Source organism: Pseudomonas sp. L13 (assembly GCF_009935965.1).
Lineage (GTDB): Bacteria > Pseudomonadota > Gammaproteobacteria > Pseudomonadales > Pseudomonadaceae > Aquipseudomonas > Aquipseudomonas lactis.
Genome location: NZ_QODJ01000002.1, coordinates 89,105 through 114,010, shown reverse-complemented (window position 1 = coordinate 114,010; position 24,906 = coordinate 89,105). Strand labels below are relative to the sequence as shown.

The 24,906-nt window shown below is 61.0% G+C and carries 24 protein-coding genes; 14 read left to right on the top strand and 10 right to left on the bottom strand.

From position 1 onward, the window contains the following. Positions 1-22: 22 nt before the first annotated feature. Entirely contained in the window at positions 23-223 is a 201-nt protein-coding gene (locus tag DK871_RS02215; protein WP_161903834.1) for a hypothetical protein, read from the bottom strand. Between the two features lie 193 nt (positions 224-416). Next, on the bottom strand, positions 417-1,457 hold the full coding sequence (locus DK871_RS02210; protein WP_003194862.1) for a low specificity L-threonine aldolase: 1,041 nt from the start codon (positions 1,455-1,457) through the stop codon (positions 417-419). A gap of 90 nt (positions 1,458-1,547) precedes the next feature. Here DK871_RS02210 and DK871_RS02205 point away from each other — a divergent pair, with 90 nt between their 5' ends. The 8 genes from DK871_RS02205 (at position 1,548) to fdhA (ending at position 11,557) form a co-directional block, all read left to right on the top strand. After that, entirely contained in the window at positions 1,548-2,276 is a 729-nt protein-coding gene (locus tag DK871_RS02205) for a TraX family protein (RefSeq protein ID WP_161903833.1), read from the top strand. Positions 2,277-2,536: 260 nt separating this feature from the next. Further along, entirely contained in the window at positions 2,537-3,790 is a 1,254-nt protein-coding gene (glyA, locus tag DK871_RS02200) for a serine hydroxymethyltransferase (protein WP_003194857.1), read from the top strand. 22 nt (positions 3,791-3,812) lie between these two features. After that, on the top strand, positions 3,813-5,063 hold the full coding sequence (locus DK871_RS02195; protein WP_003176546.1) for a sarcosine oxidase subunit beta: 1,251 nt from the start codon (positions 3,813-3,815) through the stop codon (positions 5,061-5,063). A gap of 15 nt (positions 5,064-5,078) precedes the next feature. Then, positions 5,079-5,381, top strand: a complete 303-nt coding sequence (locus DK871_RS02190; protein ID WP_003194855.1) for a sarcosine oxidase subunit delta — start codon at positions 5,079-5,081, stop codon at positions 5,379-5,381. Next, a complete protein-coding gene (locus DK871_RS02185; RefSeq protein ID WP_161903832.1) occupies positions 5,378-8,395 on the top strand; it encodes a sarcosine oxidase subunit alpha in 3,018 nt (1,005 codons plus the stop codon). Before DK871_RS02190 ends, DK871_RS02185 begins: the two co-directional genes overlap by 4 nt. A gap of 123 nt (positions 8,396-8,518) precedes the next feature. Then, positions 8,519-9,151: a sarcosine oxidase subunit gamma gene (locus DK871_RS02180; RefSeq protein WP_161903831.1), complete on the top strand. Its 633-nt coding sequence runs from the start codon at positions 8,519-8,521 to the stop codon at positions 9,149-9,151. Positions 9,152-9,312: 161 nt separating this feature from the next. Next, the gene (purU, locus tag DK871_RS02175; RefSeq protein WP_161903830.1) at positions 9,313-10,170 is read left to right on the top strand and encodes a formyltetrahydrofolate deformylase; all 858 of its coding nucleotides are present in this window, start codon (positions 9,313-9,315) and stop codon (positions 10,168-10,170) included. 187 nt (positions 10,171-10,357) lie between these two features. Then, positions 10,358-11,557 carry a formaldehyde dehydrogenase, glutathione-independent gene (gene fdhA / locus DK871_RS02170; protein WP_014720230.1) on the top strand — a complete coding sequence of 400 codons (1,200 nt, stop codon included), beginning with the start codon at positions 10,358-10,360 and terminating at the stop codon, positions 11,555-11,557. A 196-nt stretch (positions 11,558-11,753) separates the two neighbouring features. Here the strand turns inward: fdhA and DK871_RS02165 are convergent, their stop codons facing one another. Further along, positions 11,754-12,212: an anti-sigma factor domain-containing protein gene (locus DK871_RS02165; RefSeq protein ID WP_034133936.1), complete on the bottom strand. Its 459-nt coding sequence runs from the start codon at positions 12,210-12,212 to the stop codon at positions 11,754-11,756. A gap of 136 nt (positions 12,213-12,348) precedes the next feature. Between DK871_RS02165 and DK871_RS02160 the strand changes: the two genes are divergently transcribed. After that, complete coding sequence (locus tag DK871_RS02160; protein WP_161903829.1) at positions 12,349-12,921, top strand: DUF2780 domain-containing protein; 573 nt, start codon at positions 12,349-12,351, stop codon at positions 12,919-12,921. 456 nt (positions 12,922-13,377) lie between these two features. Here DK871_RS02160 and DK871_RS02155 read toward each other — a convergent pair whose 3' ends face one another. Further along, positions 13,378-14,286, bottom strand: a complete 909-nt coding sequence (locus DK871_RS02155) for an acyltransferase (protein WP_161903828.1) — start codon at positions 14,284-14,286, stop codon at positions 13,378-13,380. 171 nt (positions 14,287-14,457) lie between these two features. Between DK871_RS02155 and DK871_RS02150 the strand changes: the two genes are divergently transcribed. Genes DK871_RS02150 through DK871_RS29435 form a run of 5 tightly spaced genes read left to right on the top strand, consistent with a single transcriptional unit; the run spans position 14,458 to position 18,654 of the window. Continuing rightward, positions 14,458-14,958, top strand: a complete 501-nt coding sequence (locus DK871_RS02150; protein ID WP_161903827.1) for an ATP-dependent zinc protease — start codon at positions 14,458-14,460, stop codon at positions 14,956-14,958. A gap of 8 nt (positions 14,959-14,966) precedes the next feature. Further along, complete coding sequence (gene creB / locus DK871_RS02145) at positions 14,967-15,635, top strand: two-component system response regulator CreB (protein ID WP_161903826.1); 669 nt, start codon at positions 14,967-14,969, stop codon at positions 15,633-15,635. Further along, the gene (gene creC, locus DK871_RS02140) at positions 15,635-17,074 is read left to right on the top strand and encodes a two-component system sensor histidine kinase CreC (RefSeq protein WP_161903825.1); all 1,440 of its coding nucleotides are present in this window, start codon (positions 15,635-15,637) and stop codon (positions 17,072-17,074) included. The genes creB and creC overlap by 1 nt, the downstream gene beginning before the upstream one ends. Before the next feature lie 51 nt (positions 17,075-17,125). Then, positions 17,126-18,475, top strand: coding sequence for a cell envelope integrity protein CreD (gene creD / locus DK871_RS02135; protein ID WP_161903824.1), 1,350 nt, complete (start codon positions 17,126-17,128; stop codon positions 18,473-18,475). Then, positions 18,472-18,654 carry a hypothetical protein gene (locus tag DK871_RS29435; RefSeq protein WP_161903823.1) on the top strand — a complete coding sequence of 61 codons (183 nt, stop codon included), beginning with the start codon at positions 18,472-18,474 and terminating at the stop codon, positions 18,652-18,654. Before creD ends, DK871_RS29435 begins: the two co-directional genes overlap by 4 nt. On the opposite strand, the gene DK871_RS02125 is transcribed toward DK871_RS29435, so the two are convergent. The 6 genes from DK871_RS02125 to DK871_RS02105 form a co-directional block, all read right to left on the bottom strand. Continuing rightward, positions 18,639-19,268 (bottom strand): glutathione S-transferase family protein, encoded by a 630-nt coding sequence (locus DK871_RS02125; RefSeq protein WP_161903822.1) that lies wholly within the window; start codon positions 19,266-19,268, stop codon positions 18,639-18,641. The genes DK871_RS29435 and DK871_RS02125 overlap by 16 nt on opposite strands. A 106-nt stretch (positions 19,269-19,374) precedes the next feature. Further along, positions 19,375-19,545, bottom strand: coding sequence for a hypothetical protein (locus tag DK871_RS28575; RefSeq protein ID WP_087149549.1), 171 nt, complete (start codon positions 19,543-19,545; stop codon positions 19,375-19,377). Continuing rightward, positions 19,542-20,645 carry a PepSY domain-containing protein gene (locus tag DK871_RS02120; RefSeq protein WP_161903821.1) on the bottom strand — a complete coding sequence of 368 codons (1,104 nt, stop codon included), beginning with the start codon at positions 20,643-20,645 and terminating at the stop codon, positions 19,542-19,544. The genes DK871_RS28575 and DK871_RS02120 overlap by 4 nt, the downstream gene beginning before the upstream one ends. A gap of 62 nt (positions 20,646-20,707) precedes the next feature. After that, entirely contained in the window at positions 20,708-23,137 is a 2,430-nt protein-coding gene (locus DK871_RS02115; protein ID WP_161903820.1) for a TonB-dependent siderophore receptor, read from the bottom strand. Positions 23,138-23,344: 207 nt separating this feature from the next. Continuing rightward, a complete protein-coding gene (locus DK871_RS02110) occupies positions 23,345-24,313 on the bottom strand; it encodes a FecR domain-containing protein (RefSeq protein WP_161903819.1) in 969 nt (322 codons plus the stop codon). After that, the gene (locus DK871_RS02105; protein ID WP_003194824.1) at positions 24,310-24,828 is read right to left on the bottom strand and encodes an RNA polymerase sigma factor; all 519 of its coding nucleotides are present in this window, start codon (positions 24,826-24,828) and stop codon (positions 24,310-24,312) included. The genes DK871_RS02110 and DK871_RS02105 overlap by 4 nt, the downstream gene beginning before the upstream one ends. Positions 24,829-24,906: the final 78 nt, after the last annotated feature.

Below are 24,906 nucleotides of genomic sequence, written 5' to 3'. Positions count from 1 at the left end.
CGACGCGGTCCCCAGTTGATGATTACTGAGCGTAGATCTGCACCACAAAGTGCTGGCCAGATGCTGTCAGTTCATAGACTTTGTCGTAGATCCTGAGCGTCCTGGATGGCTCGCGGATGGTGTCGCCGACTTTGGCGCTTTTCCGGAACTCATCCCAGTCGATAACTGTGGTGGTGGTAGTACCATTGTTCAGCACGGTGTTCACGTTGCTCTGATATTCCATGATTAAGCTCTCCATTGATTTACCTTTGCCGCCGATTGTTCGGCTGGCGATGAAACCCGAAAGGTGGCAGATATCGCTGCGTTTTCCTTGCGGGTAACAAGAGGCTAGACAATAAAAACGAGCTGCATGGCTGTCAGAAATATCAAAAAACAGTCTCGGCGATCGGCCAGTACGGACTGGCCGAATTCGCACGTTAAGCGTTCATTACTTCCCGAATGTCGGCGGCCAGTTCCCTTACACGCTCTTCCTCGGTATCCCACGCACACATGAAGCGCGCACCGCCTTTGCCGATGAAGGTGTAGAAGCGCCAGCCCTTGGCGGTCAGCGCTGCAATCGCGGGTTCCGAGAGCTGCAGGAATACGCCGTTGGCCTGCACCGGGAACATCAATTCCACGCCGGGAATATCCGCCACCAGGCTGCTCAGCAATTGCGCGCAATGGTTGGCGTGGCGTGCATGCTTGAGCCAGGCGTCATTTTCCAGCAGGCCCACCCATGGCGCAGAGAGAAAGCGCATTTTCGACGCCAACTGACCGGCCTGTTTGCAGCGATAGTCAAAGTCTTCAGCCAGCTTGTGATTAAAGAACAGGATGGCTTCACCCACGGCCATGCCGTTTTTGGTGCCGCCAAAGCACAGCACGTCCACGCCGGCTTTCCAGGTCAGGTCGGCCGGCGAGCAACCCAGGAATGCACAGGCATTGGCGAAGCGTGCGCCGTCCATATGCAGGTTCAGGCCCAGTTCCTTGCAGGTGGCGCTGATGGCGCGGATTTCTTCGGGGGTGTACACGCTGCCGACTTCGGTGGCCTGGGTCAGGGTGACGACGCGGGGTTTGGGGTAGTGGATGTCCTGGCGCTTGAGGGCGATCTCGCGGATCGACTCCGGGGTCAGCTTGCCGTTTTCGGTGCGGGCAACCAGCAGTTTGGAGCCGTTGGAGAAAAACTCCGGCGCGCCGCATTCGTCGGTCTCGACGTGGGCGGTTTCCGAGCAAATCACGCTATGGTAGCTCTGGCACAACGAGGACAGCGCCAGGGAGTTGGCGGCCGTACCGTTGAAAGCGAAGAACACCTCGCAGTCAGTCTCGAACAGATTGCGGAAACCGTCGGCGGCGCGGTGGGTCCATTCATCATCGCCGTAGGCGCGCTGATGGCCCTGGTTGGCTTGTTCCATGGCGGCCCAGGCTTCCGGGCAGATGCCGGAATAGTTGTCACTGGCAAATTGTTGGCTCTTGTCGGTCATGGCCCGTTCCTGTGGTCGATGTTGGTGCGCACTTTACCCAAGATTGCCGGGGGCGCGCACGCACTGTAAATGCAAAGTCGTTGGGGAATTATGCACGGTACTCAAACCCTGCCTGTCGGACCTGTCCGAGATGGCGCTTTGGATCTGCTCAAGTGGCTGGCGCTGCTGAGTATGGTGCTTGATCACCTGCGCTACGTGGGGCTGAGCCTGGATGGGCTATACGTGCCGGGGCGCCTGGCGTTCCCCTGGTTTTGCCTGGCGATTGCGGCCAATTTGCACAGGGCCCGGAACGCGCCAGTGACTGGGCATTGGCGCTACCTGGGGTGGTTGCTGCTGTTCAGCGTGATCAGCGAGGTGCCGTATCGGCTATTTATCGAGAACGCCGATACGTTGAATGTGTTGCCGACCTTGGCGTTAGGTTTGCTGGTTGCCCGAGGATGGCAGCAACAGGCGTTGGTTGATCGAGGATTAGCGCTGATCGCCGTCACAATGGCGGCCGTGTTTTCACACCAGTTGATGTTCGGTTTCTTTGGTGTATTGCTGCCACTGGCGATATTGCTGGTGTTTCGCCGGCCCTGGTACTTCAGCGTGCTGCCGGGTTTAGTCTGCGTCGCCGCCAATCAGTGGCAGATTCTGCTCAATAGCGGCACGCCTGTGGCGCTGTTGGGGTTGGCTACATGTCTGATTGCGCCGCTGGCAGGATTGGTCTTATTGCGACATGGCAAAAACGCCAAGCCACCCGCCATGCGACGCTGGGCCTATGCCCTGTATCCCATGCATTTTCTTCTGTTGCTACTCGTTCGCAAGCTCATCGCCTAACCCTCCTGTAGGAGCGAGTTTGCTCGCGAAAAACGTCAACGATAACGCGGGCTGCCTGATTGAACGCGGCGCTCTCAGGTTTTTCGCGAGCAAGCTCGCTCCTACCGTTTTTCGGCCCTCAGTTAGCATTCGCTCGGTCCATGTCGTAAACGCACCTTTGCGTGGCGTGCGCAGGCATTTGGCCCGCACGCGCCAGCCCTACCATCGCATCAAAGGGCCCTGCACGGGCCTTAACAATACGAAAGGCTGGGAGAGACGCGATGTTCAGCAAACAAGACCAGATTCAGGGATATGACGACGCACTGCTGGCGGCGATGAATGCCGAGGAGCAGCGCCAGGAAGATCATATCGAGCTGATCGCGTCGGAGAACTACACCAGCAAGCGCGTGATGGAAGCTCAAGGCAGCGGCCTTACCAACAAATACGCCGAAGGCTACCCGGGCAAACGCTACTACGGTGGTTGCGAGCATGTGGACAAGGTCGAAGCCCTGGCCATCGAACGCGCCAAGCAGCTGTTCGGCGCCGATTACGCCAACGTGCAACCGCACTCGGGTTCCTCGGCCAACAGCGCCGTGTACCTGGCGCTGATCAATGCCGGCGACACCATCCTGGGCATGAGCCTGGCCCACGGCGGCCACCTGACCCACGGCGCCAAAGTGTCGTCCTCGGGCAAGCTGTACAACGCGGTGCAATACGGCATCAACACCGATACCGGCTTGATCGACTACGACGAAGTCGAGCGCCTGGCGGTCGAGCACAAGCCGAAGATGGTCGTGGCGGGTTTCTCGGCCTACTCCAAGACCCTGGATTTCCCACGCTTTCGTCAGATCGCCGACAAAGTAGGCGCGCTGCTGTTCGTCGACATGGCCCACGTTGCCGGCCTGGTCGCCGCCGGCCTGTACCCCAACCCGCTGCCTTATGCCGACGTGGTCACCACCACCACCCACAAGACCCTGCGCGGTCCACGGGGCGGCCTGATCCTGGCCAAGGCCAACGAAGAAATCGAAAAGAAACTCAACGCTGCGGTATTCCCCGGCGCCCAGGGCGGCCCGCTGATGCACGTGATCGCCGGCAAGGCCGTGTGCTTCAAGGAAGCGCTGGAGCCCGGCTTCAAGGCTTACCAGCAACAAGTGATCGATAACGCCCAGGCCATGGCCGAAGTGTTCATCAAGCGTGGCTACGACGTGGTCTCCGGCGGCACCGACAACCACCTGTTCCTGGTCAGCCTCATCCGCCAGGGCCTCACCGGCAAAGAGGCGGACGCCGCCCTGGGCCGCGCCCACATCACCGTCAACAAGAACGCGGTGCCCAATGACCCGCAGTCGCCGTTCGTGACCTCGGGCCTGCGCATCGGTACCCCGGCGGTGACCACCCGTGGCTTCAAAGTGCCGCAGTGCGTCGAGCTGGCGGGCTGGATCTGCGACATCCTCGACAACCTCGGCGACGCCGATGTCGAGGCCAACGTGGCCAAGCACGTGTCTGCCCTGTGCGCTGATTTCCCGGTTTATCGCTGAGCGCGGTTTTGGAGTAATGACTATGCAACGCTACTCAGGCTTCGGCCTCTTCAAGCACTCCCTCAGCCATCACGAAAACTGGCAGAAGATGTGGCGCACGCCGACCCCTAAAAAGGTCTATGACGTAGTGATCGTCGGCGGCGGCGGGCATGGTCTGGCGACCGCCTACTACCTGGCCAAGGAGCACGGCATCACCAACGTGGCCGTGGTCGAAAAAGGCTGGCTGGGCGGCGGTAACACCGCGCGCAACACCACCATCGTGCGTTCCAACTACCTGTGGGACGAGTCGGCGCACCTGTACGAACATGCAATGAAACTCTGGGAAGGCCTGTCCCAGGACCTGAACTACAATGTAATGTTCTCCCAGCGCGGCGTGTACAACCTGTGCCACACCCTGCAGGACATCCGTGATTCCGAACGCCGTGTGAGCGCCAACCGCCTCAACGGCGTAGATGGCGAACTGCTGAATGCCCAGCAAGTGGCCGACGAAATCCCGTACCTGGATTGCTCCAAGAACACCCGTTACCCCGTGCTCGGCGCCACCGTGCAACGGCGCGGCGGCGTGGCCCGTCACGATGCCGTGGCCTGGGGCTTTGCCCGCGCTGCCGATGCCTTGGGCGTGGACTTGATCCAGCAGACCGAAGTGATCGGTTTTCGCAAGGAAAACGGCGTGTGCATCGGTGTGGAAACCAACAAGGGCTTTATCGGCGCCAAGCGCGTCGGTGTGGTCACAGCAGGTAACTCCGGGCACATGGCTTCGCTGGCCGGTTTCCGCCTGCCGATCGAATCCCACCCGCTGCAAGCCCTGGTGTCGGAGCCGATCAAGCCGATTATCGACAGCGTGATCATGTCCAACGCGGTGCACGGCTACATCAGCCAGTCCGACAAGGGCGACCTGGTGATCGGCGCCGGTATCGACGGCTACAACGGCTACGGCCAGCGTGGCTCGTACCCGGTGATCGAGCACACCATCCAGGCCATCGTCGAGATGTTCCCGGTGCTGTCGCGGGTGCGCATGAACCGCCAGTGGGGCGGCATCGTCGACACCACGCCGGATGCCTGCCCGATCATCTCCAAGACGCCGGTACCGAACATGTTCTTCAACTGCGGTTGGGGCACGGGCGGCTTCAAGGCCACCCCAGGCTCAGGCAACGTGTTTGCTGCCAGCCTGGCCAAGGGTGAAATGCACCCGCTGGCCGCCCCTTTTTCCATCGACCGTTTCCACAACGGTGCGCTGATCGACGAACACGGCGCTGCGGCCGTCGCCCACTAACAGGAGAAATTCCCTATGTTGCATATCTTCTGTCCTCACTGTGGCGAACTGCGCTCCGAAGAGGAATTCCACGCGTCCGGCCAAGCGCATATCCCGCGCCCGCTGGACCCGAATGCCTGCACCGACGAGCAGTGGGGCGACTACATGTTCTTTCGCGACAACCCGCGCGGCCTGCACCACGAACTGTGGATCCATGCCGCCGGTTGCCGCCAGTATTTCAACGCCACCCGCGACACCGTCACCTACGAAATTCTTGAAACCTACAAGATCGGTGAGAAGCCTCAGTTCACCGCCAAGGCCTCTGGAGAGAAGGTATGAGCCAGATCAATCGCCTGTCCAACGGTGGCCGCATCGACCGTAATAAAGTCCTGACGTTTACGTTCAACGGTCAGAGCTACAAGGGTTTTGAAGGCGACACCCTGGCCGCAGCCCTGCTGGCCAACGGTGTCGACATCATTGGCCGCAGCTTCAAGTACTCGCGCCCAAGGGGCATCTTTGCCGCGGGCGCCGAAGAGCCGAACGCGGTGCTGCAGATCGGCGCCACCGAAGCCACGCAGATCCCCAACGTGCGCGCCACCCAACAGGCGCTGTACCAGGGCTTGGTTGCTACCAGCACCAACGGCTGGCCGAGCGTGAACAACGACATGATGGGGATTCTCGGCAAGGTCGGCGGCAAGCTGATGCCGCCGGGTTTCTACTACAAAACCTTCATGTACCCGCAATCGTTCTGGATGACCTACGAGAAGTACATCCGCAAGGCGGCAGGCCTTGGCCGTTCGCCCACCGAGAACGACCCGGACACCTATGACAACTTCAACCGTCATTGCGACGTGCTGGTCGTGGGCGCAGGCCCTGCGGGCCTCGCGGCTGCGCTGGCCGCTGCGCGCAGCGGTGCTCGGGTGATCATCGCCGACGAGCAGGAAGAGTTCGGTGGCTCGCTGCTCGATTCCCGTGAAAGCCTCGACGGCAAGCCCGCCACGGAATGGGTTGCCAGCGTCATCGCCGAATTGAAAGCCCTGCCGGACGTGGTGCTGCTGCCCCGCGCCACCGTCAACGGCTACCACGACCATAACTTCCTGACCATTCACGAACGCCTGACCGACCACCTGGGTGACCGTGCGCCGATTGGCGTGGTGCGTCAGCGTATCCACCGCGTACGTGCCAAGCGTGTGGTGCTGGCCACCGGTGCGTGCGAGCGTCCGCTGGTGTACGGCAACAACGATGTGCCGGGCAATATGCTCGCGGGTGCGGTGTCTACCTATGTGCGTCGTTATGGCGTGGCACCGGGTAAAAAACTGCTGCTGTCGACCAACAACGATCATGCCTATCGCGTAGCGCTGGACTGGTTCGATGCGGGCCTCACCGTCGTCGCGGTGGCCGATGCGCGCCACAACCCACGCGGTGCACTGGTGGAAGAAGCCCGTGCCAAAGGTATTCGCATCCTCACCGGCAGCGCCGTGATCGAGGCCCGTGGCAGTAAGCACGTGACCGGTGCCCGTGTGGCGGCCATCGACGTCAAGGCGCATAAAGTCGCCAGCCCCGGCGAATGGCTGGACTGCGACCTGGTCGCCAGCTCCGGCGGTTACAGCCCGGTGGTGCACCTGGCCTCGCACCTGGGCGGCAAGCCGACCTGGCGTGAAGATATCCTCGGGTTTGTACCGGGCGAAGCACCGCAAAAACGCGTGTGCGTCGGTGGCATCAACGGTGTCTACGGCCTTGGCGATTCCCTCGCCGATGGCTTTGAAGGCGGCGTGCGTGCGGCCAGCGAAGCCGGTTTTGCCCCGGTTGAAGGCACGGTGCCAAAAGCCTTGAGCCGTCTTGAAGAGCCAACCCTGGCGCTGTTCCAGGTGCCCCACGAAAAAGCCACTGCACGGGCGCCAAAGCAATTTGTCGACCTGCAAAACGACGTGACCGCCGCCGCCATCGAACTGGCCACCCGCGAAGGTTTCGAGTCGGTGGAGCACGTCAAACGCTACACCGCGCTGGGCTTTGGCACCGACCAGGGCAAGCTGGGTAACGTCAACGGCCTGGCCATCGCGGCCCGTTCGCTGAACGTGACCATCCCGCAGATGGGCACCACCATGTTCCGTCCCAACTACACGCCGGTCACGTTCGGCGCCGTAGCGGGCCGTCACTGTGGGCACATTTTCGAGCCGGTACGCTACACCGCGCTGCAAGCCTGGCACGTGAAGAACGGCGCCGAGTTTGAAGACGTCGGCCAGTGGAAGCGCCCTTGGTATTTCCCGCGTAACGGTGAAGACCTGCACGCCGCGGTGAAGCGCGAATGCCTGGCCGTACGCGACAGCGTCGGCCTGCTGGATGCGTCCACCCTCGGCAAGATCGACATTCAAGGCCCGGATGCCCGCGAGTTCCTCAACCGCATCTACAGCAACGCCTGGACCAAGCTCGACGTGGGCAAGGCGCGCTACGGCCTGATGTGCAAGGAAGATGGCATGGTCTTCGACGACGGCGTCACCGCCTGTCTGGCCGACAACCACTTCCTGATGACCACCACCACTGGCGGCGCCGCCCGCGTGTTGCAGTGGCTGGAAATCTACCAGCAGACCGAATGGCCGGACCTCAAGGTCTACTTCACCTCGGTCACCGACCATTGGGCAACCATGACCCTGTCCGGCCCCAATAGCCGCAAGCTGCTCAGTGAAGTGACTGATATCGACCTGGACAAGGACGGCTTCCCGTTCATGACCTGGAAAGAAGGCCTGGTGGGCGGCGTGCCGGCGCGGGTGTTCCGTATCTCGTTTACCGGTGAGCTGTCGTACGAAGTCAACGTGCAGGCCGACTACGCCATGGGCGTGCTGGAAAAAATCGTTGAGGCCGGCAAGAAGTACAACCTGACCCCGTACGGCACCGAGACCATGCACGTACTGCGCGCCGAGAAGGGCTTCATCATCGTCGGGCAAGACACCGACGGCTCGATGACCCCGGACGACCTGAACATGGGCTGGTGCGTTGGCCGTACCAAGCCGTTCTCATGGATCGGCTGGCGCGGGATGAACCGTGAAGACTGCGTGCGCGAAGAGCGCAAGCAATTGGTGGGGCTCAAGCCGATTGATCCGAACGTGTGGCTGCCGGAAGGCGCGCAGTTGGTGTTCGATCCGAAGCAGACGATCCCGATGAAGATGGTGGGCCACGTTACCTCAAGTTATGCACATAACTCCCTGGGCTATTCGTTTGCCATGGGTGTGGTGAAGGGCGGCTTGAAGCGCATCGGCGAGCGGGTGTTTTCGCCGCAAGCGGATGGCAGCGTGATCGAGGCGGAAATTGTGTCTTCGGTGTTCTTTGACCCTAAAGGCGATCGGCAGAACATTTGATCGACCGAGTCGCCTGCATCGCAGGCAAGCCAGCTCCCACATTTGGAATGTATTGCCCTGTGGGAGCCGGGCTTGCCCGGATGAGGCCAGAACAGTCACCACAGAATTCAGAACAGGTGCTTTATGACAGCAGCCAATGTTTACCAACAACGCCCCACCACCGGTGCCAAGGCCGAGTCGTCGCTGCACCATGCCGACCTCGCCAGCCTGGTGGGCAAGGGCCGCAAGAACGCCGGCGTGACCGTGCGTGAAAAGAAACTCCTCGGCCACCTGACTATTCGTGGCGATGGCCACGACGCCGCCTTCGCCGCTGGCGTACACAAGGCCGTCGGCATTGAACTGCCCGGTCCGCTGAGCGTGGTCTTCAAAGGTGAAACCAGCCTTCAGTGGCTCGGCCCGGATGAGTGGCTGTTGATCGTGCCGAGCGGTGAAGAATTTGCCGCCGAGCAAAACCTGCGCGCTGCCCTGGGCGACCTGCATATTCAGATCGTCAACGTCAGCGGCGGCCAGCAGATTCTCGAGCTGAGCGGCCCGAATGTGCGCGACGTGCTGATGAAGTCCACCAGCTACGACGTACACCCCAACAACTTCCCGGTCGGCAAGGCCGTGGGTACGGTGTTCGCCAAGTCGCAACTGGTGATCCGTCATACGGCTGAAGACTCCTGGGAACTGCTGATCCGCCGCAGCTTCTCGGATTACTGGTGGTTGTGGTTGCAGGATGCCTCGGCCGAATTCGGCCTGAGCGGCCAAGCCTGACATGGCGCTCGCGCTGTCTCACCCCTTCACTGTAGGAGCGAGCTTGCTCGCGAAAAACTAAAAGACGCCGCGTTCATTCAGCATGCACGCATCATCGTTGGCGTTCTTCGCGAGCAAGCTCGCTCCTACAGTAGATAGCGTTGTTTGAGGAGTTATTCGTAATGAGCCGCGCACCCGATACATGGATTTTGACCGCCGATTGCCCCAGCGTGCTCGGCACGGTGGACGCGGTCACCCGCTATCTGTTCGAACAGGGCTGCTACGTCACCGAGCACCACTCGTTTGATGACCGCCTCTCGGGTCGGTTTTTCATTCGTGTTGAGTTCCGTCAGCCTGACGGCTTTGACGAGCAGGCGTTCCGCGATGGCTTGGCCACCCGTGGTGAAGCCTTTGGCATGATCTTCGAACTGACGGCGCCGAACTACCGGCCCAAAGTGGTGATCATGGTCTCCAAGGCCGATCACTGCCTCAACGACCTGCTGTACCGCCAGCGCATCGGCCAGTTGTCGATGGATGTGGTCGCGGTGGTGTCCAACCACCCTGATCTGAAGCCGTTGGCCGACTGGCACCAGATTCCCTACTACCATTTTCCCCTGGACCCCAATGACAAACCGTCCCAGGAGCGTCAGGTGTGGCAGGTGATTGAAGGCACCGGCGCCGAACTGGTGATCCTTGCGCGCTACATGCAAGTGCTGTCACCGGAGCTGTGCCGCAAGCTGGACGGCAAGGCCATCAACATTCACCACTCGTTGCTGCCGGGCTTCAAGGGCGCCAAGCCGTATCACCAGGCGTACAACAAGGGCGTGAAACTGGTGGGCGCCACGGCGCATTACATCAACAACGATCTGGATGAAGGGCCAATCATCGCCCAAGGCGTGGAGGTGGTGGATCACAGCCACTACCCCGAAGATTTGATTGCCAAGGGGCGTGATATCGAAGGGCTCACATTGGCGCGGGCGGTGGGGTATCACATTGAGCGGCGGGTGTTTTTGAATGCCAATCGCACCGTTGTTCTCTAGATCGCTATCGCAGGCAAGCCAGCTCCCACAGTGGATCGGGTTCACACACCTAGAATGTGGGAGCTGGCTTGCCTGCGATGAGGCCCTTACCAGCAACACAAGAAACAGCATCTGTAACCCGAGCACTCAACGCGTTGCCCATCCAAGCGGCAACGCAGTTCCATAAAAACAACAGCGAGGTGAAAGCATGTCTGGTAATCGTGGTGTCGTGTATCTCGGCAACGGCAAGGTCGAAGTACAGAAAATCGACTATCCCAAAATGCAGGACCCCCGTGGCAGGAAGATTGAGCACGGCGTCATCCTGCGCGTGGTCTCCACCAATATCTGCGGCTCCGACCAACACATGGTGCGCGGCCGCACCACGGCCCAGACCGGCCTGGTGCTGGGGCATGAAATCACCGGTGAAGTGATCGAGAAGGGCAGCGACGTCGAGAACCTGAAAATCGGTGACCTGGTGTCCGTGCCCTTCAACGTCGCGTGCGGCCGCTGCCGTTCGTGCAAGGAACAACACACCGGCGTCTGCCTGACCGTTAACCCGGCCAGGGCCGGTGGTGCCTACGGCTACGTGGACATGGGCGACTGGACCGGCGGCCAGGCCGAGTACGTGCTGGTGCCGTATGCCGACTTCAACCTGCTGAAACTGCCGGACCGCGACAAGGCCATGGAGAAAATCCGTGACCTGACCTGCCTGTCCGACATCCTGCCCACCGGCTATCACGGCGCCGTCACGGCCGGCGTTGGCCCTGGCAGCACCGTTTACATCGCTGGTGCCGGTCCGGTAGGCCTGGCGGCTGCAGCCTCCGCTCGTTTGCTGGGTGCAGCGGTGGTGATCATCGGCGACGTCAACTCGATCCGTCTGGCTCACGCCAAGGCCCAGGGTTTTGAAGTGGTCGACCTGTCCACCGACACCCCGCTGCACGAACAGATTGCCGCGTTGCTCGGCGAGCCGGAAGTGGACTGCGCCGTTGACTGCGTGGGCTTTGAAGCACGTGGCCACGGCCACGACGGCGTCAAGGCCGAAGCCCCGGCCACGGTGCTCAACTCGCTGATGGGCGTGGTACGCGTGGCGGGCAAGATCGGTATCCCAGGCCTGTACGTGACCGAAGACCCAGGTGCGGTCGATGCCGCCGCGAAAATGGGCAGCCTGAGCATTCGCTTTGGTCTGGGCTGGGCCAAATCCCACAGCTTCCACACCGGGCAAACACCCGTGATGAAGTACAACCGCCAACTGATGCAGGCGATCATGTGGGACCGTATCAACATTGCCGAGATCGTCGGCGTGCAGGTGATCAGCCTGGATGACGCGCCACGCGGTTATGGCGAGTTCGATGCGGGTGTGCCGAAGAAGTTTGTGATTGATCCGCACAAATTATTCAGCGCCGCGTAAGCATTGGCCAAATGAAAAAGGGCGACCCACGGGTCGCCCTTATTCTTCGTCTGGAACCCATTTTCAACGCACTGATGAGCCAATGTGGGAGCGGGCTTGCTCGCGAAGGCGTCGGCCCAGCAACATCGCTGTTGACTGATCCAACGCTTTCGCGAGCAAGCCCGCTCCCACAGTTTGAATCGAGTGTGCAGACGGGTCAGCGAGTGGCCAACGCACCCTGGTAAACGGTCGGGCCGGTTGGTTGCTTACTCACCGAGCCACCTTTGGTTTCAGAACTTACCATCAACTCCACCGGTTGTTTGATCGTCTCCTGCTGGCGCGGATTCAGGCCAATGATGCCTTTGCCATCCTCCGGTAACAGGCCAAGTGACACCGGTGTGCCGTCTTTGGGAATCGCCCAGAGTTCAAGGCTCTGGTCTGGTGCTGGCGCCGTGGAGGCAATCGGTTCTACTTCCAGGTAATCCTTGTGGGCCATGATCTGGGCGGCTGGCTGCTGGGTCGTGGTCACCAATGTCGCCGCGGATTTGACGCTGTCCTGGGTGTAGAGCGCGCCGCCGATACCGGCAACCACCACCACGCAGGCGCCGATGAACAGGCGAGGGCGGCTCCAGAACGCAGGCTTGTGCTCAATCACTGGGGGTTGGATCGCAGTCATAAGTCTCTTCTCGACAAATTTTGTAGTCAGTTCATGGACCCGCTTATCCCCGATGGGTTCCTGAGGGGCTCCGGAACAACCGACGGGTTACCCAGTCCAACGCCTGCTTTTACCCCTATACCCAGAGGTTGTTTCGATGAAGATTTCACGCGGTTTTGCCCTGTCCTGCCTGTTGACCGTGGCCGCCGGCCCGGTGTTCGCCGCAGGTTTCAGCCTTGGCGATGCAGCCAACGCCATTTCCGGCATGCAGGGTGGCAACAACAAGGCCGCTGCCGCCGCGCCTACCTCGGAGACGGCCGACCTGCTGACGGCCCTGACCTCGCAGCTGAACATCACCCCCGAGCAAGCGGTGGGCGGCACGGGGGCCATGCTGGGTCTGGCCAAGAACAAACTCAGTGGCAACGACTTCTCGCAGTTGAGTAGCACTGTGCCGGGCCTGGACAAGTTATCGGGTAATAACGCATTGGGTAGCCTCGGTGCCTTGAGCGGGATGCTCGGCCAAACCGGCGGCAGCAAAACCAGCGGCCTGGATGGCCTGTTGGGCAACGTGAAAAGCACCAATGACTTGAACACCGTCTTCAGCGCCTTGGGCATGGACAGCGGCATGGTCGGCCAGTTTGCCTCGGTGATCCTGAAATACCTGGGCGGCGAGGGTGCCAGCAGCTCCGTGCTGGGAAAATTGGCTCAGGCTTGGGGCGCCGGCAGCTGATACGCCGAAAAATCATACCTGGTGAAAATTACCAGGCTGTAGGGAACCGTAGGAAGCAAGACACCACATAAAGTTACCTTTCAAGGTCTCGTTCATGACGACCTTGGAAGGTTTCCTTGAATAGCGAATAGCCTATGAGTGGTGGCGTTTTGAATATAAAAGAGACACAGATTCCAGACAGCAAACACTATTTCAATCCGCCTCCGCTCCGGCGCGACGACACGGATGACGCCTTGCGATCACGCCTTGCACAGATGGGGGTTAGCTATAGCAGTTACACATTCTCAGCAGGTCACTCCCAAGAAAATGTCCAAGCCCAGTCGCCTGACCTTCGCTTTATCGTGCAGGGTGGAATAGACAATGCCGCGCCGATGGCAACTGTCTTCAACGGCTTGGCTCGAGCGGTCGCTTCGCGTTTTTTATAGTCAGATTTCGTAGCATTTCGGGATCAGGCGGTCATCGCTGGCTCTCGTGTTCTACCCTGCCGTTTTCCAGCAATTCCTGAATTCGACGGTCCTTTTCCGTCCAGAGCTGGTTGACCCAGTTCTGGACGGTCTGGCGAAACGCCGGATCATTCTCGTAATCCCCTTGCCACAACGCCGGGTCCAATTCGCGGGTGCGGATATCCACGATCACCTTCGGCACCGCGCCGCTGATCAAGTCCCAGAACCCCGGAATCTTTTGCTGCGGGTACACCACGGTCACGTCGAGGATCGCGTCCAGCTGTTCGCCCATCGCCGCCAGCACAAAGGCCACGCCGCCCGCCTTGGGCTTGAGCAATCGAGTAAACGGTGAAGCCTGTTGCGTACGCTTGGCCTCGTTGAACCGCGTACCCTCCAGGTAATTGACCACGGTGACCGGCTGACGCTTGAACAGCTCGCAGGCCTCTTTGGTGATCTTCAAATCCTGCCCCGCCAGCTCCGGGTGCCTGGCCAGGAACGCCTTGGTGTAGCGCTTCATGAAGGGGTAATCCAGCGCCCACCAGGCCAGGCCGAGGAAGGGCACCCAGATCAGTTCTTTTTTCAGGAAGAACTTGAAGAACGGCGTGCGCCGGTTCAATGCCTGGATGAGTGCGGGAATATCGACCCAGGATTGGTGGTTGCTGATCACTAGGTAAGAGGTATCGCCGCGCAGGTCCTCGCCACCGCGAATATCCCATTGGGTGGGGATGTACGCGGCGAAGATCAGCTTGTCGATCTCGGCCCAGGTCTCGGCGATCCACATCACCGCCCATGAGGCATAGTCGCGCGAGCGCCCTGGCGCCACGAGCTTGAGCAGGGCGAAGAGCATCAAGGGGCCGATCAGGATCAGCGTGTTGAGTAACAGCAGCAGTGTAACCAGACAGCCGGTGAGCAGGCGGCGCATAAGCAACTCTTGGAATTCTGTGGGCGGGCCATGATAAGCAAGGTGAGTCTAGAGGCCAAATCGCAAAATGCCCGACGAATGTTTCACACTGTGCGCGATATGCTCGGTCATCCAACTAAGTGCTGTGTTTGCGGTCTAGACTGCGCCCACTTCTTTCGAGGAAATCCTGCCGTGAAATTACTCCTTGCCGCGTTCGCCCTGGTTGCCGTACCTGTCATGGCGGCCGAGCCGACCCTTTACGGTCGCTACGAATACATCCAGTTGCCGGAGATTGGCCAGACCTTCAAGGCCAAGATGGACACCGGTGCGCTGACCGCCTCGCTGTCGGCCCGCGACATTGAAACCTTTCAGCGCGACGGCGATGACTGGGTGCGCTTCCGCCTCGGCGGTGAAGGCGCCGGTAACAAGGTCTATGAGCACAAGGTGTCGCGCATCAGCAAGATCAAGAGCCGCGCCGACGAAGATGATGACAAGGACGAAGCCAGCGTGGCCAAGCGCCCGGTGATCGACCTGGAAATGTGCCTGGGCGACGTCAAGCGTACCGTCGAGGTCAACCTTACTGACCGCAGCAGTTTCAACTACCCACTGCTGATTGGCGCCAAGGCCCTGCGTGAGTTTGGTGCTGCGGTAAACCCGGCGCGTCGTTACACTGCCGACAAACCGAACTGCTGATTGAGCCCATGCCGCACATCCTGATTGTCGAAGACGAAGCGGCAATAGCCGACACGCTGATCTTTGCCCTGCAAGGCGAAGGCTTCACCACCACCTGGTTGACCCTGGGCCAGGCGGCGCTGGAGCATCAGCGCCAGACCCCGGCCGACCTGGTCATTCTCGACATCGGCCTGCCGGACATCACCGGCTTTGAAACCTGCAAGCAATTGCGCCGCTTCAGCGAAGTGCCGGTGATGTTCCTCAGTGCCCGGGATGCCGAGATCGACCGGGTGGTGGGGCTGGAGATCGGTGCCGATGATTACGTGGTCAAGCCTTTCAGCCCACGAGAAGTGGCGGCGCGGGTCCGGGCAATTCTCAAACGGGTCGGCCCGGGTGTGGCGCCGACGCTGTTCCAGATAGACCTGGAGCGCATGCAGATTCTCTATCGCGGCCAACCCTTGAGCCTCACGCGTCATGAGTTCCGCCTGCTGCAAAGTCTGCTGGACCAACCCGAGCGCGTGTTCAGCCGCGAGCAACTGCTGGACGCGGTGGGCGTACCCTTTGATGCCGGTTACGAGCGCAATATCGACAGCCATATCAAAAGCCTGCGCAGCAAGCTTCGGAGTGTGGCGGCGGACGCCGAGCCGATCCAGACCCATCGTGGCCTCGGTTATAGCTACAGCCCGAGCCACAGCTGATGCGCCTGGGGCTGCGGATTTTCCTGGTGTATGCGCTGTTTATCGGCCTCACGGGTTACTTCGTGCTCAACACCGTGATGAAGGAAATCCGCCCCGGCGTGCGCCAGTCCACCGAAGAAACATTGGTGGACACCGCCAACCTGTTGGCCGAGATCCTGCGCGAGGACGTAAAGAACGGCACCCTCGGCCAGAGTCATTGGCCAGCGCTGCTCAAGGCCTATGGCAACCGTCAACCGGGTGCGGTGATCTGGGGGCTGCCGAAGAACCAGGTCAACCATCGCATCTACGTGACCGACGCCAAGGGCAGGGTATTGCTCGACTCCAGCGGTGAAGCGGTGGGCCAGGACTATTCGAAATGGAACGACGTATACCTGACGCTGCGGGGCGAATACGGCGCGCGCTCCACCCGCAGCGACGTGGACGACCCGACTTCATCAGTGATGCACGTGGGGGCGCCGATTCGCGATAACGGCCAGATCATCGGCGTGGTCACCGTGGCCAAGCCCAACAGCTCGTTGCAACCCTACGTGGATCGCACCGAGCGGCGCCTGCTGTGGTACGGCGCCGGGCTGGTCACCCTGGGGCTGCTGCTGGGCGCGCTATTGTCGTGGTGGCTGACGGCGGCCCTCAGACGCCTTACCGCCTATGCCGAAGCCGTGAGCGAGGGCCGCCGCGCCGAGTTGCCGCATTATCGCGGCGGCGAGCTCAAGCAGTTATCCACCGCCGTGGAACACATGCGCACGCAGCTGGAAGGCAAGGCTTACGTAGAGCGCTACGTGCATACCCTGACCCATGAATTGAAAAGCCCGTTGGCGGCGATTCGCGGCGCGGCGGAGCTGTTGCAGGGCGACATGAGCCGCGAGCAGCAGCAGCGTTTTGTCGGCAATATCGACAGCGAAAGCGCGCGCCTGCAGCAGCTGATCGAACGCCTGTTGAACCTGGCCCAGGTGGAGCAGCGCCAGGGGCTGGAGGAGCAGTCGAGCATTCCTTTGGCCGCGCTGGTTGAGGATGTGCTCAAGGCTCAATGTGCGCGGATCGAAGGCGCCGGCTTGCACGTCGAACAGGCCATCGCCGCTGATGTGAAGGTGTTTGGCGAACCCTTCCTGCTGCGCCAGGCTTTGGGCAACCTGCTGGACAACGCCCTGGATTTCACCCCGCCCGGCGGCACGCTGAGGTTCAGCGCCCAGGTGCAGCATCACGAGGTGCAGGTCAGCCTGTTCAACCAGGCCGAGGCGATTCCCGATTACGCCTTGCCGCGCCTGAGCGAGCGCTTCTACTCGCTGCCGCGCCCGGCCAGCGGGCGCAAAAGTACGGGCCTGGGGCTCAACTTTGTCGAAGAAGTGATGAAGCTGCACGGCGGCACCCTGCAGATCGGCAATGTGCCAGGCGGCGTGCAAGCGGTGCTGCATCTCCACACAGTCTCCACATTGCCCACATAAATCCCCCATACCGGCTGGGCAGACTCTCCCCATCAAAACAGGGAGAGACCCATGAACCGCAACCTGCTTTTCAAACTGGGCGCGATTGCGCTGCTGATCCTGCTGTTGCTGATTCCATTGCTGATGATCAACGGCATCATCAGCGACCGCCAGCAACTGCGCGACGGCGTGTTGATGGACATTGCCAGAAGCTCAAGCTTTGCCCAGCGCCTCACCGGGCCGGTGATGGTGGTGCCGTATCGCAAGACCGTGCGTGAGTGGAAGCTCAATGAAAAACTCAACAAACGCTACGAAGAAACCCGTGAAGAACGCGGCCGTCTGTATTTCCTGCCGGACCGGTTTGAGCTCGACGGCAAGGTGCAAACCGAACTGCGCTCGCGGGGTATCTACCAGGCGCGGTTGTTCCATGCCGACAACCGTATCAGCGGGCGTTTCGAGCTGCCTGCGCAGTTGGGGATCACCGAAGACTTTGCCGATTACCGCTTTGAGCCGGCGTTTCTGGCGGTGGGCATCAGTGATATTCGCGGCATTGAAAACGCGCTGAAGCTGGAACTGGGAGAGCAGCGGCTGGAGTTCTCGCCGGGTTCCCAAGTCGATTGGCTGGGCGAGGGTGTGCATGTGACGTTGCCCGAGCAGGACAGCAAGAAACCCGCCGTGGTGGAGTTCGCCTTCGACCTGCGCCTGCAAGGCACCGAGCAACTGCAAGTGGTGCCCGTGGGCAAGACCAGCCAGGTGTCACTGGCGTCCAACTGGCCCCACCCGAGCTTTATCGGCAACTTCCTGCCGGCTCAACGTGCAGTCACCGACCAGGGCTTCAGCGCCAATTGGCAGACGACATTCTTCTCCACCAACCTAAAACAAGCCCTGCAGAATTGTCTGGACGGGCAAGGCTGTGAAAACTTCAGCAACCGCAGCTTTGGTGTGAACTTCATCGACCCGGTAGACCAGTACCTCAAGAGCGACCGGGCGATTAAATATGCGCTGTTGTTTATCGCCCTGACCTTTGCCGGCTTCTTCCTCTTCGAGGTGCTCAAGAGTCTGGCGGTGCACCCGATCCAGTACGCCTTGGTGGGCGTCGCGCTGGCGTTCTTCTACCTGCTGCTGTTGTCGTTGTCCGAGCATCTGGGCTTTGCCCTGGCCTACCTCATATCCGCCAGCGCCTGTGTGCTGTTGATTGGTTTCTACGTGTGCCATGTGCTGCGCAGCGTTGCCCACGGTCTGGGGTTTTCGGCTGGGCTGGCGGCGCTGTATGGCTTGCTGTACGGGTTGCTCAGTGCCGAGGATTACGCGCTGTTGATGGGCTCGCTGTTGCTGTTTGGCCTGCTGGGCACGGTGATGGTGCTGACGCGCAAGCTGGATTGGTATGGGGTGGGTAAGCGTAAGGTGGAGGAGGGGCAATGATCGGACTGCGCGAAGACCAGCAAATGAAAGCGAAGATGGTCAACTTCCTCACCAACGCCACCTTCCACTGTAGGAGCGAGCTTGCTCGCGAAGAACGCAAGGACACCGCCTTTAACCAGACGACCCGCGTTATCGTTGACGATTTTCGCGAGCAAGCTCGCTCCTACAGAGGCGGCTGAGTCTGCTGCATCGAAGGCCGCAGGCTGACCTCGGCGTACCAGGCAGCGAGCTTGGGGTTGTCCGAGCGCCATTGCAGATCCGGATGGCGAAAGTCGATATAGCCCAGGGCACAGGCCACGCTGATGGCGGCGATGTCAAAGTGGCTGGCCAGTTCGGCAATGGCGTCCCGCTCCAGTTCGGCGAGCGCGCGGCGGATCTTGTTGCGCTGTTCGTCCAGCCAGGGCGCCCAGTGTTTTTCTGGCGGGCGCATGGCGGTCTCGTAACGCACCAGTACGGCGGCATCCATGATGCCGTCAGCCATCGAGGCCAGGGTCAGGCGCCGCCAGCGGGCCGAGCCGTCGCGGGGGATTAGCGGGTTGCCGACATGCTGGTAGTCGAAGTAATCGAGGATCACCCGGCTGTCGTGCAATACCGAACCGTCGGCCAGGCGCAGGGCCGGGATCTTGCCGGTGGGGTTGCCTTGCACCACATCGGCGTCCGGGGTGACCGGTGTGGGCATGCAAGCGTGCAGGGCCACGCGGTCCTGTTGGCCGGTCTCGATCAGCAGCACGCGGACTTTGCGCACGAATGGCGAAGCGGGGTTGTGGAACAAGGTCATGCTGGGCGCGGACATGGGCATTCCTCTGTAGGAGCGAGCTTGCTCGCGAATAACGCCAACGATAACGCAGCTCGCCTGGTTTAACGCGGTGCTCTCGGGTTTTTCGCGAGCAAGCTCGCTCCTACAGTAGTTTGTAGACGGCAATGGCCGCGGGTATGCCCAACCCGATCCAACTCAACGAATCCCACCACCCATCCCCCAGCAGCGCCGCAAACAACCCGGCGGCACTGAGCAGGCCAATCCCCAATGGTATGGCAAAGACCTTCCAGAAATTCGACTGCCGCGGCTTCATACCTTGGACGCCTTGCGCCGCACGACCCATAAGTAAATGCCGCTGACCAGCACGATGATGGTCAACACATCCAGCACCGCCCACAGGACTTTCATCGGCATGCCGCCGTAATCACCGAAATGCAGGGGTTGGGACATGCCCATGGCATCCATGTACCACGGCCGTTCGGCGATGGCGGTGACGGCCAGGGTGCTGGCGTCGATCAGTACCGGCGTCAGCAAGTGGGAGGTCAGGTGGGTGCTGCCTTTCATGAACACAGCGTAGTGATGTTCGCTGGAGAAGCGCGTGCCGGGGAAGGCGATAAAGTCCGGCTCCATACCCGGTGCGGCCTTGGCGGCAATGCTCAACAGCTCGGTGGCGGGTGCGCGCTGGGTTAGCGGCGGGGCGTTCTTGTAGGGTTCGATCATGGCGCTGAGGCTGTCCTGGCGCCAGGCGGCGATGATCAGGTCGGCGCAGGCGCTGATCACGCCAGTCACCCCCACCACCAGCGCCCAGGTCAAGGTGACCACGCCGATCAGGTTGTGCAGGTCGAGCCAGCGCAGGCGAGTGGACTTGTCCTGGCGCACCGTGGCGAACTTCAAACGGCGCATGAACGGCAGGTACAACACCGTGCCCGAGATCATCGCCAGCACAAACAGAACGCCCATGAACGCCAGCAGCAACTTGCCCGGCAGCCCGGCAAACATATCCACATGCAGGCGCAGCAGGAACAGCGTAAAGCCCCCATTGGCAGACGGCATTTCGACGGTTTCGCCAGTGCGGGCATCGAGCATGAAGGTGTGCGACGAGTTCGGCTCCGTGCCGGCTGTGGCCGCCATGATCGCGATCACGCCGTTCTTGTCGTCCTCGTCCCAGGCCAGGTACTGCATGGCCTCGCCGGGGCGATGGGCCTGGGCTTTGGCTACTAGCTGCTCGAGGTTGAGCCGGGGCGTATCGGCAGGCATCTGCGCCAGTTCGGGCTCATTGCCCAACAGGTGGTCGATCTCGTGGTGAAACACCAACGGCAGGCCAGTGAGGGCGAGCAGCAGCAGGAATACGGTGCAGATCAGGCTGGTCCAGGTGTGGATGAAGGACCAGCGGCGGATGGTTTTGCTTTTCATTGTCTAGCCTTCAGATGCACCAAAGCCGCCCGGTGGGGCGGCCTGGCTGTTAACTCAGCTGATTACCACTGGTAGGTGGCGCTGGCGACTACGCTGCGTTGGTCGCCGAAGTAGCAATAGGAGCCATCACAGGTGGAAATGTAGTCCTTGTTGAACAGGTTGGTCGCGTTCACTTTCACCGACGCACCCTTGAGACTGTTGTCCAGGCGACCGAGGTCGTAATGCACGGAGCCATCGAACACGGTGTAGGCGTTGGCCTTGCCGGCCCAGGTATTGGCCTGGTCGCCGTAGGTGTTGCCGGTGTAGCGGGCGCCGAAGCCGATACCGAAACCGTCGAGGGCGCCGGTGTGCCAGGTGTAGTCGGTCCACAAGGACGCTTGTTGGTTAGGCATCAGTTGAAGGCGGTTGCCTTTGTACTGACCTTTTTGCACCTCAGACTTGGCCAAGGTGTAGGCCGCGATGACCTTGAGGTTTTCGGTCACATCAGACACGGCTTCCAGCTCCAGCCCCTTGACCTTTACTTCTCCGGTCTGGTCGGTCAAGGAGGCGCCACCAGACTGGAAGCTGGTGACTTGTACGTTCTTCTGGGTCAGGTCGTAGACCGCCGCACTAAGCAGGGTGTTGGAGCCGGGTGGCTGGTATTTGATCCCCAACTCCCACTGCTTGCCTTCCGTCGGCTTGAACGACTGGAGGGGGTCGACGCTGGCGTTGCTCGCAGGCTGGAACGACTCGGCGTACGAGAGGTAGGGGACAAAGCCCGAGTCGAACACATAGCTCAGCGCCGCGTTGCCACTGAAATTCTTACTGCGGTCGGTATTGGTCGCGTCGTTCTTGTTGAAGTAGGTGGTGCCCTGGTGCACCCAGTCTTCACGACCACCAAGCGTCAGGCGCCAGTTGTCCAGGGCCATCTGGTCCTGCACGTAAAGGCCGGTCTGCACGGTTTTCTGGTTGTAATCGTAGAACGCGGTGGAGCGCGCCGGGCGCACGATCGGCTGCCCATAGACCGGATTAAAGATGTTCGTGGTGCCACCGTCGCCGAAAATCGCCAGGTACGAGGTGTCGGTGCGTTGATGATCCAGACCCAGCAGCAGGGTGTGGGAGATGTCGCCGGTGGCAAAGTCAGCCTGGAAATTGTTGTCCACCGCGAACTGGCTGATGTCCTCGTCCACATTGGTCGAAGAGCGGCTTATGTCGCCATTGGCATCGGCGGGGGAAAAGGCAAACGAGCCTACCGTCAGTTGCTGGAATGCCAACTCGGATTTGGTGTAGCGCAGGTTCTGCTTGAATTGCCAGGTATCGTTGAAGCGGTGCTCGAACGCGTAGCCCAAGGCGTAGTAGGTGCGGTCGTAGAAGTCGTAGTCCGGGTCGCCGAGGTTCTTGTGGTGGGAAACCTCGCCTAGCGGTGATTTGATTTTGGTGCCCTGGATCGGCAGGAACTGGCTGGTGGTGCCGGTATCGTCACGGGTGAACTGTGACAGCAAGGTCAGCTTGGTATCGGTGTCGATATTCCAGGTCAAGCTCGGTGCGATGTTGTAGCGCTTGTTGTCGATGTGATCGACCTGGGTACCAGCATCGCGCACGACACCGCCAACGCTGTAGAGAAACTGGCCCTCATCATCGATCTTGCCAGTGCTTTCGAAATTGATCTGGCGGTAGTTGTCACTGCCGTATTGCATCTGGATAGCGTGGCTCGATTCAGCGCTGGGGCGGCGGCTGACCATATCCAGCAGGCCGCCCGGAGGGGTCTGGCCATAGACTGACGAGGCCGGACCGCGCAGCAAGGCGAGGCGGTCGAGGTTCCAGGTTTCGGCTTTCGGGTTGGCGTAGACGCCACGGGGCAGCGGCAGTCCGTCGAGGAACTGGGTGGGCTCAAAGCCACGCACACGCATCCAGTCGTAACGGGTATCGCTGCCGTAGCTGGCGGAGACGATGCCGGGCATGTACTTGACCGCATCGTCGAGGTTCTGGACGTTACGGTCTTGCATCTGTTCGCGGGTGGCCACCGAGATCGAGCGTGGTGCCTCTACCAGTGCGGTGTCGGTCTTGGTGCCAGCCGCGGTGCGCTTTGCCAGGTAGCCCTCCACCGGCCCCCAAGCACTTTCATAGTTACCCTGGGCAACGATGCTGGTCTCGGGCAACGCCACAACCCCTTGCGGAATCGCGGCCAAGGTAAAAGTCCCCGCTGTGCTCTGCTCCAACTGCAACCCCGTCCCCCGCAGCGCTTCACGCAACGCGCCCTGCGCATCGAACTGGCCTTTGACCGGCGCCGAGGTCTTGCCGGCGGCGAGTGCGGGGTTGAGGGTCAGGGCCAGGCCGGCCTGGCTGGCGATCTGGTTCAGGGTGGTGGCCAGGGGCGCAGCGGGCAGGTTATAGGCGCGCACGCTCAAGGCTTGTTCTGCGGCATACAGCGTAGTGCTGGCCAGCGGGGCGCTGAGGGCGATCGCCACGGCTAACAGGCTGGGGCGCAACAAGGTGTCTAGCGTGCGGGACATAAGGGCGGCTCCTGAATGGAAATATTTCTCAATTGCCTAGGTGCCGAGCGAGAAGCGAAAAGTGATAGGGCCAAGTGAAAATATTTTACCGAGGTGTGCTTGAGGGCCTCATCGCAGGCAAGCCAGCTCCCACAGTTGATGGTGTTCGCAATTCAAAATGTGGGAGCTGGCTTGCCTGCGATAGCAATCGTCCAGGCGCTGCAGACCCTAAGGCTTACCCTTGACGGTCACCCACCACGGCGTGTGCTGCTCGATCTGCACCGGCAAGGTCGGCAACAACGCATTCAATGCCAACGTGGTGTCGTGCAGCGGGAAACTGCCGGTGATGCGCAAATCAGCGACGGACTTATCCACCCCTAGATAGCCTTGGCGATAGCGCGCCAATTCCTCGATCACATCCCCCAGCCGGGCGTTGTCGACCACCAGCATGCCGCGCGTCCAGGCATCGGTGGCCGGGGTGACGGCCAGCAGCGGGCCTAGGCCGTCGCTGCGCATCAGCACCTGCTGACCCGCCTTGAACACCTGCTCCTGGTGCAACGCCTCGGGCTGGGCGGCCACGGCCGACTGCAACACACTCAGGCGCGTGGCGTCGTCTTCGCGCTTGACGATAAATCGGGTACCCAGTGCCCGCAGGCTGCCGTCGCGGGTTTGTACATAAAAGGGGCGTGAATCGTCGTGGCCGGTTTCGACGAGGATTTCGCCTGCCTGCAACACGATCAAGCGGCGTGTTTCGTCGAAGCGCACATCAATGGCGCTGTGGGTGTTGAGGTTGACCCGCGTGCCGTCCGCCAGTTTCAGCATGCGTTGCTCACCGGTGGCGGTGCGTTGGTCGGCCAGCCAATAGTGGATAGGTACGTAACGCTCCCCGGCAAAGAGCGCCAGGCCGCACACCAGCACGATACTGGCCAGGCCCCGGCCCAGTTTGCGCACGCGCTGGCGGACGCCGTGGCGCGATTGCAGCAGCGCCGCCCGGGCCGGGCCCGCGGCCACGCTGAAACGCTGGTCGAGCATGCCCAACTGGCGCCAGGCGCGCGCATGTTCCTCATCGCTGGCCAGCCACTTGCTGAACTCTTCCTGTTCCACCGCGCTGCCGTTGCCAGAATCGAGGGACAGTTGCCAGGCAATCGCGGCATCCAGCACGCGCGACGACACCGGTTTGGAGCCGATGGCGGTCACGACGGCTCGCCATACAGTGCGATGTAGCACTGGCGAATGCCCTGGGCCAGGTATTGGCGCACGCGGGGCACCGACACGCCCAGGCGCTGGGCGATTTCGGCGTGGCCCAGGCCGTCGAGGCGGTTATAAAGAAACGCGGCGCGGGCCTTGCTCGACAGTTTGCCGAGCAGGCGGTCGATGGCCTTGAGGTCTTCGAGGATCAGTTGCTGGGCTTCCGGCGAAGGCTGTTCGCTTTCCGGGATCAGCATCAATTCGGTGAGGTAGGCCTGCTCCAACGCTGCACGACGGAAGTAGTCGAACAGCAAACCCTTGGCGATCGCCACCAGGAACGCCCGCGGTTCGCGGGGCTCGCGCAACTCATCACGGCCCAGCAGGCGCATGAAGGTGTCCTGGCTGAGGTCTTCGGCACGGCTCGGGCACGCCACGTTACGTCGCAGCCAAGCCAACAGCCAGCCACGGTGGTCGCGATATAACGCACCAACAAGCTCACTGCGTGGGGTCTGGACCGACGACAAGGCATCACCGAATAAACAAGAGGTTTAAACTAACGAGAATTATTCGCGATTGTCGCAGAGGCGTGGGGTGGGCGCAAT

What these genes read in the sequence shown, in the direction of transcription:
- DK871_RS02185 (WP_161903832.1), top strand. Translation starts at nt 5,378, where the DNA reads ATGAGCCAGATCAATCGCCTGTCCAACGGTGGCCGCATCGACCGTAAT.
- DK871_RS02160 (WP_161903829.1), top strand. Translation starts at nt 12,349, where the DNA reads ATGAAGATTTCACGCGGTTTTGCCCTGTCCTGCCTGTTGACCGTGGCC.
- DK871_RS29435 (WP_161903823.1), top strand. Translation starts at nt 18,472, where the DNA reads ATGATCGGACTGCGCGAAGACCAGCAAATGAAAGCGAAGATGGTCAAC.
- DK871_RS02190 (WP_003194855.1), top strand. Translation starts at nt 5,079, where the DNA reads ATGTTGCATATCTTCTGTCCTCACTGTGGCGAACTGCGCTCCGAAGAG.
- DK871_RS02215 (WP_161903834.1), bottom strand. Translation starts at nt 223, where the DNA reads ATGGAATATCAGAGCAACGTGAACACCGTGCTGAACAATGGTACTACC.
- DK871_RS02210 (WP_003194862.1), bottom strand. Translation starts at nt 1,457, where the DNA reads ATGACCGACAAGAGCCAACAATTTGCCAGTGACAACTATTCCGGCATC.
- creC (WP_161903825.1), top strand. Translation starts at nt 15,635, where the DNA reads ATGCGCCTGGGGCTGCGGATTTTCCTGGTGTATGCGCTGTTTATCGGC.
- DK871_RS28575 (WP_087149549.1), bottom strand. Translation starts at nt 19,545, where the DNA reads ATGAAGCCGCGGCAGTCGAATTTCTGGAAGGTCTTTGCCATACCATTG.
- purU (WP_161903830.1), top strand. Translation starts at nt 9,313, where the DNA reads ATGAGCCGCGCACCCGATACATGGATTTTGACCGCCGATTGCCCCAGC.
- DK871_RS02115 (WP_161903820.1), bottom strand. Translation starts at nt 23,137, where the DNA reads ATGTCCCGCACGCTAGACACCTTGTTGCGCCCCAGCCTGTTAGCCGTG.
- creD (WP_161903824.1), top strand. Translation starts at nt 17,126, where the DNA reads ATGAACCGCAACCTGCTTTTCAAACTGGGCGCGATTGCGCTGCTGATC.
- DK871_RS02120 (WP_161903821.1), bottom strand. Translation starts at nt 20,645, where the DNA reads ATGAAAAGCAAAACCATCCGCCGCTGGTCCTTCATCCACACCTGGACC.
- glyA (WP_003194857.1), top strand. Translation starts at nt 2,537, where the DNA reads ATGTTCAGCAAACAAGACCAGATTCAGGGATATGACGACGCACTGCTG.
- DK871_RS02205 (WP_161903833.1), top strand. Translation starts at nt 1,548, where the DNA reads ATGCACGGTACTCAAACCCTGCCTGTCGGACCTGTCCGAGATGGCGCT.
- DK871_RS02180 (WP_161903831.1), top strand. Translation starts at nt 8,519, where the DNA reads ATGACAGCAGCCAATGTTTACCAACAACGCCCCACCACCGGTGCCAAG.
- DK871_RS02125 (WP_161903822.1), bottom strand. Translation starts at nt 19,268, where the DNA reads ATGTCCGCGCCCAGCATGACCTTGTTCCACAACCCCGCTTCGCCATTC.
- DK871_RS02165 (WP_034133936.1), bottom strand. Translation starts at nt 12,212, where the DNA reads ATGACTGCGATCCAACCCCCAGTGATTGAGCACAAGCCTGCGTTCTGG.
- creB (WP_161903826.1), top strand. Translation starts at nt 14,967, where the DNA reads ATGCCGCACATCCTGATTGTCGAAGACGAAGCGGCAATAGCCGACACG.
- DK871_RS02155 (WP_161903828.1), bottom strand. Translation starts at nt 14,286, where the DNA reads ATGCGCCGCCTGCTCACCGGCTGTCTGGTTACACTGCTGCTGTTACTC.
- fdhA (WP_014720230.1), top strand. Translation starts at nt 10,358, where the DNA reads ATGTCTGGTAATCGTGGTGTCGTGTATCTCGGCAACGGCAAGGTCGAA.
- DK871_RS02195 (WP_003176546.1), top strand. Translation starts at nt 3,813, where the DNA reads ATGCAACGCTACTCAGGCTTCGGCCTCTTCAAGCACTCCCTCAGCCAT.